Source organism: Amycolatopsis sp. NPDC051106, from assembly GCF_040682775.1.
GTDB lineage: Bacteria > Actinomycetota > Actinomycetes > Mycobacteriales > Pseudonocardiaceae > Amycolatopsis.
This window is the reverse complement of record NZ_JBFBBQ010000170.1, coordinates 1-8,206: the sequence shown is the minus strand read 5'-3', so window position 1 is coordinate 8,206 and position 8,206 is coordinate 1. Positions and strand designations below refer to the sequence as shown.

The 8,206-nt window shown below is 72.5% G+C and carries 6 protein-coding genes and 1 pseudogene; 5 read left to right on the top strand and 2 right to left on the bottom strand.

Translation table 11 applies throughout. From position 1 onward, the window contains the following. Positions 1-173: 173 nt before the first annotated feature. Entirely contained in the window at positions 174-1,061 is an 888-nt protein-coding gene (locus AB0M83_RS47760; protein ID WP_364529227.1) for a LysR family transcriptional regulator, read from the bottom strand. Positions 1,062-1,142: 81 nt separating this feature from the next. Here AB0M83_RS47760 and AB0M83_RS47755 point away from each other — a divergent pair, with 81 nt between their 5' ends. Genes AB0M83_RS47755 through AB0M83_RS47745 form a run of 3 tightly spaced genes read left to right on the top strand, consistent with a single transcriptional unit; the run spans position 1,143 to position 5,235 of the window. Next, positions 1,143-2,441, top strand: coding sequence for a diaminopimelate decarboxylase (locus AB0M83_RS47755; RefSeq protein WP_364529224.1), 1,299 nt, complete (start codon positions 1,143-1,145; stop codon positions 2,439-2,441). 40 nt (positions 2,442-2,481) lie between these two features. Further along, on the top strand, positions 2,482-4,017 hold the full coding sequence (locus AB0M83_RS47750) for a glycosyltransferase family 39 protein (RefSeq protein WP_364529221.1): 1,536 nt from the start codon (positions 2,482-2,484) through the stop codon (positions 4,015-4,017). A 33-nt stretch (positions 4,018-4,050) separates the two neighbouring features. After that, positions 4,051-5,235, top strand: coding sequence for a 4-hydroxybenzoate 3-monooxygenase (locus tag AB0M83_RS47745; protein ID WP_364529218.1), 1,185 nt, complete (start codon positions 4,051-4,053; stop codon positions 5,233-5,235). Positions 5,236-5,244: 9 nt separating this feature from the next. Here AB0M83_RS47745 and AB0M83_RS47740 read toward each other — a convergent pair whose 3' ends face one another. Continuing rightward, positions 5,245-7,617: an alpha-L-fucosidase gene (locus tag AB0M83_RS47740; protein ID WP_364529215.1), complete on the bottom strand. Its 2,373-nt coding sequence runs from the start codon at positions 7,615-7,617 to the stop codon at positions 5,245-5,247. Positions 7,618-7,847: 230 nt separating this feature from the next. On the opposite strand from AB0M83_RS47740, the gene AB0M83_RS47735 reads away from it, so the two are divergent. Together AB0M83_RS47735 and AB0M83_RS47730 are read left to right on the top strand one after the other, a co-directional pair. Continuing rightward, positions 7,848-8,117 (top strand): hypothetical protein, encoded by a 270-nt coding sequence (locus tag AB0M83_RS47735; RefSeq protein WP_364529212.1) that lies wholly within the window; start codon positions 7,848-7,850, stop codon positions 8,115-8,117. A 15-nt stretch (positions 8,118-8,132) separates the two neighbouring features. Then, positions 8,133-8,206 (top strand): annotated as a pseudogene (locus tag AB0M83_RS47730) (hypothetical protein); the annotation flags it as partial.

Genomic DNA, 8,206 nt, shown 5'->3' with positions numbered 1-8,206 from the left:
GCCCGCGACCGGGCGACGTGGATCACCCGGTCGCGGACCCCGCGCGGGCGTATGCTCGCGAGTGGCGGTCGGCTCCGAGCGCCCCAATGTGGCGTTCGGTGCGCCCCACGCACCCAACGCGGCGTCCGGTGCGCCCCACGCACCCAACGCGGCGTTCGGTGCGTAAGCCCTGCCTACGCCTCCGCGCCGCCGCGAGCCGAATCCACGAACGCCCGCACCACCGGCGTCACCACCCCGGCGCGCCAGGCCAGCCCCAGATCGATCACCGGTACCGGCTCCTCCAGCCGTCGCAGCACCACCCCCCGGCGCTTCAACCCCCGCGCCCGGTGTTCCGGGACCGCCGCGATCCCGGCGCCCTCCGCGACCGCGCGCACCAGCTGCTCGTCCTCCGGCTCCTCGCGGACGATCCGCGGCAGCCCGCCCGGCCAAACCTGCGCGCTGATCGCGTCGTACTGGCCCGGGCCGTTCTCCCGAGGCCAGAACACGACCGGTTCGGCGGCGATCCACGCCCGCCGCACCCGGCCGCGGCGCCGGGCCAGCGCGTGTCCCGACGGCACCGCGAGCAGCACCTCCTCCGAACCGATCACCGCCACTTCGATGCCCGGCGAGACCACCGGCGGCCGCACGAACCCCACGTCGATCTCCCCCGCCGCCAGCCGCGCCAGGTTCAAGCTCGTCCAGCCCGTCTCCAACGCCAGCTCCACCTCCGGGAAAGCCGCCCGGTACGCCGCCACCAGGTCGCCGGCCAGCGGACCCGGCGCCGACCGCGTGTACGCGATCCGCAGCCGCCCCGCGTCACCCCGGCCGGCCGCCACGATCACGCCGCGCGCCCGGTCCAAGCGCGAGAGCAGCTCCCGCGCCTCCGCCGCCGCCACGCGCCCCGCCTCCGTCAACGCGAACCGCGGGCCCGACCGGTCGAGCAGCGCCACCCCCAGCTCCGCTTCGAACGCCCGGATCTGCTGGCTCAGGGAAGGCTGCGACACGAACAGCCGCGCGGCCGCCCGCGTGAAGTGCATCTCCTCGGCGAGCACGGCGAAGTAGTGCCATCGGCGCAGGTCCACCCAGCCACTATAGGCCCGGCCTATAGATCGAGAGGGACGAAGTCTTGGACCGCCCGCGCGAAGCGGCCCAAGACTGGAGACGTGAACCGCACCGACCGCAAGCTCCTCGCCCTGGCCGCCGCCGCGGACCGGAACCTCCTCGACCCGATGGCCGGCTTCGTCGACCTCGCCGGGATCCGCGAAGCCGTCGAAGACCTGACCAAGGCGTTCGCGCCGCTCGGGCGCGTCCAGCACACCGTCGCCGCCAAGGCGTGCGGCCTGGCGCCCGTCCTGCGGTACCTCGCCGACCTCGGGGTCGACGCCGAGGTCGCGAGCCCGGGCGAGACCGCGGTCGCCGAGGCCGCCGGGATCCGCGGCCCGCGGCTCGTCCTCGACTCCCCCGCCAAGACGACCGCCGAGCTCGCGCACGCCCTGGCCGAAGGCACCGCGATCAACGCCGACAACTTCCAGGAGCTGGCCCGGCTCGACGCGCTGGCCGGCGACCACCCGCGCTCGGTCCTCGGCCTGCGGATCAACCCCCAGGTCGGCGCGGGCCGGATCGGCGGCACCAGCACCGCGACCGCGACGTCGAAGTTCGGCATTCCGTTGCAGGAAAACCGGAATCTCCTCATCGAAGCCTTCCGGCGACGGCCGTGGCTGACCCGGCTGCACGTCCACGTCGGCTCGCAGGGCTGCCCGCCGGAGCTGATGGCGGGCGGCGTCGCCGCGGTGCACGCCCTCGCCGAAGAGATCAACGCCGAGGCCGGGTACCGGCAGGTCACCAGCCTCGACCTCGGCGGCGGCCTGCCGGTGAACTTCGCTTCCGAGGCCCCGGGCCCGACCTACGCCGACTACGTCATGACGCTGCTGGCGAAAGTCCCCGCGCTCGCCGACGGGCGCTACACGTTCGTCACCGAGTTCGGCCGGTCCCTGCTGGCGAAGAACGGCTTCCTCGTCAGCACCGTCGAGTACACGAAGGTCGCGGGCGGGCGGCCGATCGCCGTGACGCACGCGGGCGCGCAGGTCGCGGCCCGCACGGTGCTCCAGCCGGAGCACTGGCCGCTGCGGCTGACCGCCCTCGACGCCGCGGGCATCCCGAAGACCGGACCCGAGGTGCCGCAGGACATCGCCGGGCCGCTGTGCTTCGCCGGTGACCTCCTGGCGAAAGAGCGGCCGCTGCCGCTGCTGGAGCCGGGCGACCTGGTCGTCGCCCACGACACCGGGGCTTATTACTTCGGCGCGCACTACGCCTACAACACCTTGCCGCGCCCGGCCGTGCACGGCTTCACGGTGACCGAGCGCGGCGACGTCCGGTTCACCCCGATCCGCCGGGCGCAGTCCGTGGCCGAGCTCGTCGCGGACGCGGGCGGCGAATACGTCGGAGCGCTCCCGGAAGCATGATCACCGGCGTACCATCCGGGCACGCCGAGGGGAGACTGCCATGGGGGCCGGTCGTGCGCGAGATTTTCGGGAGTCCGAGCTGACGGACCGGTCGGCACAGCTGCCGCGGTTCGCCGCGCTGCCAGTGGGGTTCGTCGTCGCCGCGCAGGCGGTGATCCTGACCGCGTTGTCCGGCCGCTACGGCTTCCACCGCGACGAGCTGTACTTCGTCGCGGCGGGCCACCGGCCGGACTGGGGCTACGTCGACAACCCGCCGATCACGCCGTGGCTCGCGCGCGCGTCGACGGCGGTGTTCGGCGAGACGCCGTCCGGGCTGCGCGTGGTCGCGACCCTGCTCGGCATGGCGACGGTGGTGGTCGTCGCGCTGATCGCCCGCGAGTTCGGCGGCGGCCGCGGCGCGCAGCTGTTCACCGCGATCGCGACGGCGCTCTCGGCGTACGTCCTCGTGGTGTCGCACATGCTGGCCACCAACTCCGCCGACGTGCTGCTGTGGTCGCTGATCGCGCTGTTCGGGTTGAAGCTCCTGCGCACCGGGGACGGCCGGTGGTGGCTCGCCGTCGGGGCCGCCGCGGGGCTCGGCATGGCGAACAAGTGGCTCGTCCTGCTCCTGCTGTCCGGGCTCGGCATCGGCGTGGCCGTCGCCGGCCCGCGCCGGGTGCTGCGGACGTGGTGGCTCGCGGCCGGCGTCGGGATCGCCGCCGTGCTCGCCGCGCCGGTCGTGCTCTGGCAGGCGTCGCACGGCTGGCCGATGCTCACCGTCGCCGGCGGGATCAGCGACGACGACGGCGGCGAGAACCGCGCCCTGTTCGTGCCGATGCAGCTGGTCTACCTCTCCCCCGTGCTGGTGCCCGTGTGGATCGCCGGGCTCCTGCGGCCGTGGCGTGACCCCGCCCTGCGGTGGGCCCGCGCTCTCGCGATCGCGTACCCGGTGGTGTGTGTCACACTCCTGGCTCTCGGCGGGAAGCCGTACTACTCGGTGCCGTTGCTGCTGCCGCTCGTGGCGCTCGGCGCGGAACCGGCGCTGCGGTGGCTGGACCGGGGCGGGACCGCGCGGCGGGTACTCACCGGCGCGGCGGCCGTGGTGTGCGCGGCCGTGTCCGTCCTCACCGGACTCCCGGTGGTGCCGGCGGCGGCCCTGAACGGTCCGCTGCTGGCGGTCAACAAGGAACCCGGCGAGCAGGTCGGCTGGCCGGGGTTCGCCGACACGGTCGCCGGCGCGTGGGCGCGGATCCCGGCCACCGAGCGGGACACCGCGGTGCTCCTCGCCGGGAACTACGGGGAAGCGGGCGCGCTCGAGCGCTACGGTCCCGAGCGCGGGCTGCCCCAGCCGTACTCGCCGCACATGTCCTACGCCGACTGGGGCCCGCCGCCGGACCGGCAGGTCGGCCCGGTGCTGCTCGTCGGGAGCTTCGAGCGCGGTTCGCCCGCGTCGCGGCTGATCACCGGCTGCCGGGTGGTGGCCAAGCACCACAACGCCGAAGGCGTCGACAACGACGAAGAAGGCGTCATGCTCTCGCTGTGCACGCTGACCGAGCCGTGGTCGACGGCGTGGCCCGTCTTGCGTCAGTTCTACTGAACGATTTGCCCGGTTCGCGCTACCCTCGGGCGCATGGTGGCGAGGCGCACGGCGGTGGCCGTGGTGGGGGCGGGCCCGGCCGGGCTCACGGTGGCGAACCTCCTGCGGCGCGCGGGGATCGGCTGCGTGCTGCTGGAACAGGAGAGCCGGGCGTTCATCGAACAGCGGCCGCGGGCCGGGTTCATCGAGGAGTGGGCTGTCCGCGGGCTCGAACAACGCGGTCTGGGCGAGCAGCTCGTCGCGAAGGCACCGCGGCACGAGCAGTTCGAGTTCCGGTTCGCCGGGCAGCGGCACCCCTTCCGCTACGGCGACGTCACCGGGCAACGCCATTTCGTGTACCCGCAACAGCTTCTGGTGACCGACCTGGTCGCGCAGTACACCGATGCGGGCGGCGAGGCCGTCTTCGAGGTCTCCGACGTCCGGCTGCACGACCTGACGTCGGACTCCCCCGCCGTCACGTTCCGGACCGCCGAGGGCGAACACCGGATCGACTGCGATTTCGTCGCCGGCTGCGACGGCGCCCGCGGCGTCACGCAGGGGTACCTGCCGCCGGAAACCACCGTGAAGTCCCACCACGACTACGGAATCGGCTGGCTGGCCCTGCTCGCGGAAGCACCGCCGTCCGCCGACGGAGTGCTGTTCGGCATCCACCCGCGCGGGTTCGGCGCCCACATGGCCCGCACGCCCACCGTGACGCGGTTCTACCTGCAGACCGCGGCGGGCGAAACCGAAGCGGACTGGCCCGACGAGCGCGTCTGGACGGAGCTGCAGGCCCGGCTCTCGGTGCCGGACGGCCCGATCACCGAAGGAAAGCTGTTCGAGAAGCGGATCCTCGACATGCACAACTACGTCGTGGAGCCGATGTCCCACGGCCGGCTGCACCTGGCGGGCGAGTCGGCGCACCTGGTCGCGCCGATCGCGGCCAAGGGCATGAACCTCGCCCTGCACGATGCGTTCCTGCTCGCCGAGGCCTACCAGGCGTTCTACGCGGGCGACGCCACGCGGCTGGCCGGGTACTCCGCCGCGTGCCTGCCACTGGTGTGGCAGTACCAGGAGTTTTCGCTGTGGCTGTCCGACATCTTCCACCACACCGCGGCCACGGGCGACAACCCGTTCGCGGCGCGCATCGCGGAGGCCCGGATGCGTCGCCTGCTCGGTTCGCCCGCGGCCGCGGCGGCGTTCGCGGAGCTGTACATCGGCAAGAACGCGGACTTCTGAAGACCCGGCTCAGCTCCAGGCGATCTTGAACACCCACGCGTAGCGGCCCGCCTGCCGGGCCGCGGCCGGGACGTCGATCACCAGCGAGCCGTTCTCCACCGTCCAGTGCAGGTTCCCGCGGTACCCGAGCATCGTCACCCGGTCCCCGCTGCGGATCGGGACCGGCGCGTCGACCACCAGCCTGCTGCCCGGCGCCGCCAGTGAATGCACGTAGAACGCCTCGTTCTGCTTCACCGTGAACCGCAGGTCGCCGAGCTGGGCCATCCGCGACCAGTACGTCGTGCCGTAGATGGCTTCGCCGTTGACCTTCAGCCACGCCCCCGCGTCCCGCAGGTGCTTCTGCATGACGTCCGGGATGGTGCCGTCGAAGTCGGGGCCGATGTCGAGCAGGAAGTTGCCGTTCTTCGACACGATGTCGACGAGCGTCCGGACGACCTCCTCCGCCGTCATGTACCGGTCGTCGGGGGTCGCGCGGTTGTAGCCGTAGGAGAACGGGTCGAGGCCGCGGCTCGCCTCCCACTTCGCGACGACGGTGTTCGGGTACGTCGTGTACTCCGGCGTCGTGAAGTCGTGGTCGGGGATGCCGCCGCGGTCGTTGTAGGTGACGTCCTTGGGGCGCTTGCGGTTCTTCGCGTGGTTGAAGTACTCCGTGAGCACGGTCCGGCTGTCGTTGACGCCGCCGATGTCGAACCACAGGACGTCCGGGTCGAAGCCCGAAATCAGCTCGAGCACCTGCGGCGCCTGGTAGTCGCGGACGAAGTCCTTCCCGGCGGTGTAGCCGGTGTAGGGCAACGGCGCGCCGGTGTACGGGTTGCGCGGCGCGTGCCCCATCCACGGGTTGTCGGGGTTGAACCACTCGGGCAGGGAGAAGTACAGGCCGTTGCGCAGCTGGGGCGTGTACTTGCGGGACGCCGCGAACAGCTCGGCGATGATGTTCCGCTTCGGGCCGAGCTTCACGGAGTTGCGGTCGCTGACCTTCGTGTCCCACAACGCGAATCCGTCGTGGTGCTTGGACGTGAGGACGTAGTACTCGGCGCCCGCGTCCGCGACCAGCTTCAGCCAGGTGCGCGGGTCGAACTTCTTCGCGGTGAACTGCGGGATGAAGTCGTCGTAGGTGAAGTCCTCACCGTACTTCTCCCTGTGGTAGGCGTAGGTCGCGCCGTTCGGGTCCTGCTGGTTCTGCCAGTACCACTCCGCGTACTGCTGCCCGACTGGCGCCCACGCGGGCACGGCGTACACGCCCCAGTGGATGAAGATGCCGAACTTGCTGTCGGTGAACCAGTACGGCGCGCGGTGCGTCGAGAGCGACGCGTCCGTCGGCCGGAAGTCCGGGACACCGAGGGTGATCGGAACCTGCTGGGTGGCGAGGGTGCCACGCCCGGCCGTGACGCGGATCTGGCCGTTCGTGGTGGTCCCGGGCGGCACCGACGCGTTCGGCGCGAGCCCGAGCCGGACCGTCGCCTGCTCCCCCGGCGCCAGCGCGCGGATGGTCGCCGGCACGGTCGTCCGGCCGCCGGGGACGTCGACGGTGACACTGACCCGGTCGCCGGCCCCGAGCCACACCGTTCCCGCGTTGACGACGGTCGCTTCGGCGGCCTGCGGACCGCCGTCGGTCAGCAGGTTGGCCGTCGAGTGGCCGTCGAGGATCAGGGCCGAGCGGCCGACGGCCACCGGCTGCAGCGTGAGCGCGAAGACGTGCAGGCTGGAAACGTTCGGCGCCGGCGTGGCCGTGACCGGCAGGGTCAGGGCGACGGCGTCGCGGGCCGGGTCGACCCAGACCTGGCCGGTGGCCAGGGAAACCGGGTTGGCGTCGACGACGCCGCCGGGCGCGTAGCGGAACGGCGAGACCAGCGCGCCGGTGCCGGTGTACCAGTCCGGGCCGGAGAGGGAGCCGGTGCTCGTGCTGCCGTCGGCGTAGTGCACGGTCGCCGTGCCGCCGCATGCGCCGTAGCTGGCGGCGACCAGGAAGTAGGCGACGAAGTACCGCCCCTTCGGCAGGTCGATCGTCTGGCCGGTGGCGGCGATGTTGTTCTTGGCACCGGCGGCCGCGGAGCCGAGCTTGAACGGGACACCGCCGACGGTGGCGGTCTGCCCGGCCGGTAGCTGCTCGGCCGGGAAGGTGTAGCCGGAGCCGTCGAAGTCGCCGCCGGTGGCCGAGGCGCTGTCGATGCCGTCGTGGGAAAACCAGGCGTCGAGCGCGACCGGGACGGGTGGCGGGGGCGGGACGATCGGGGTGCCGGGCCCGTCCGGGGCGGCGTCCACGGGCAGGGCCGTGCCGTGGGTATCGGCACTGGCACCGGCCGGGGTTCGGCCGGCCGCGCTCAGCGCCACGGCGCCACCCAGGGCGATGCCGAGAGCTTGACGGCGGGGGAAGGTCGTCATTGAACCTCCAGGGATCGGATGACTACGGCGGAATGACGACAGAGTTCGCCCCTAGCTGGCCGATCTGTCGCTGGCGGAGCTGATTCATCCGATGAATGACCCTGCTCGCTGTGCCTGCCGCTGTCAAGAGGCGATCGAAGTGAACCTCGCTCGGCTTCGGCCCGTGGTCCTCGGTACGAGCTGCAGCAACTCGCCGTCAGAAACCAGCCGCGCACCGAAAGGCCAGACCGATGTCCCTCTCCCAGAACGCGCTGAGCCGTCGCGCGATCGCCATGCTCAAGGCGGTCGGCGACGGGCGCGCCGAGCTCCGCTGCAGCTGTGAACCCGACCTCCGCGTGGACGGGTTGCCGTGCTGCGACCAGAACACCGCCCACGACCTCGCCCGCGCCGGGCTGATCCGCGCGATCGGCACACCGGCGCGGGGCCAGTGGGCCCCGGCCGAACTGACCGACGCCGGGCACGGCGCGCTCGGCGCGGATCTTCCCGCCGCCGCGGCCTGATCGCAGCACCCGGCCGTCCTGGAGGCGGCGGTCGTCGGGGTCGCCGACGACGACTGGGGCGAAATCGGGGTGGCGCTGGTGGTCCTGCG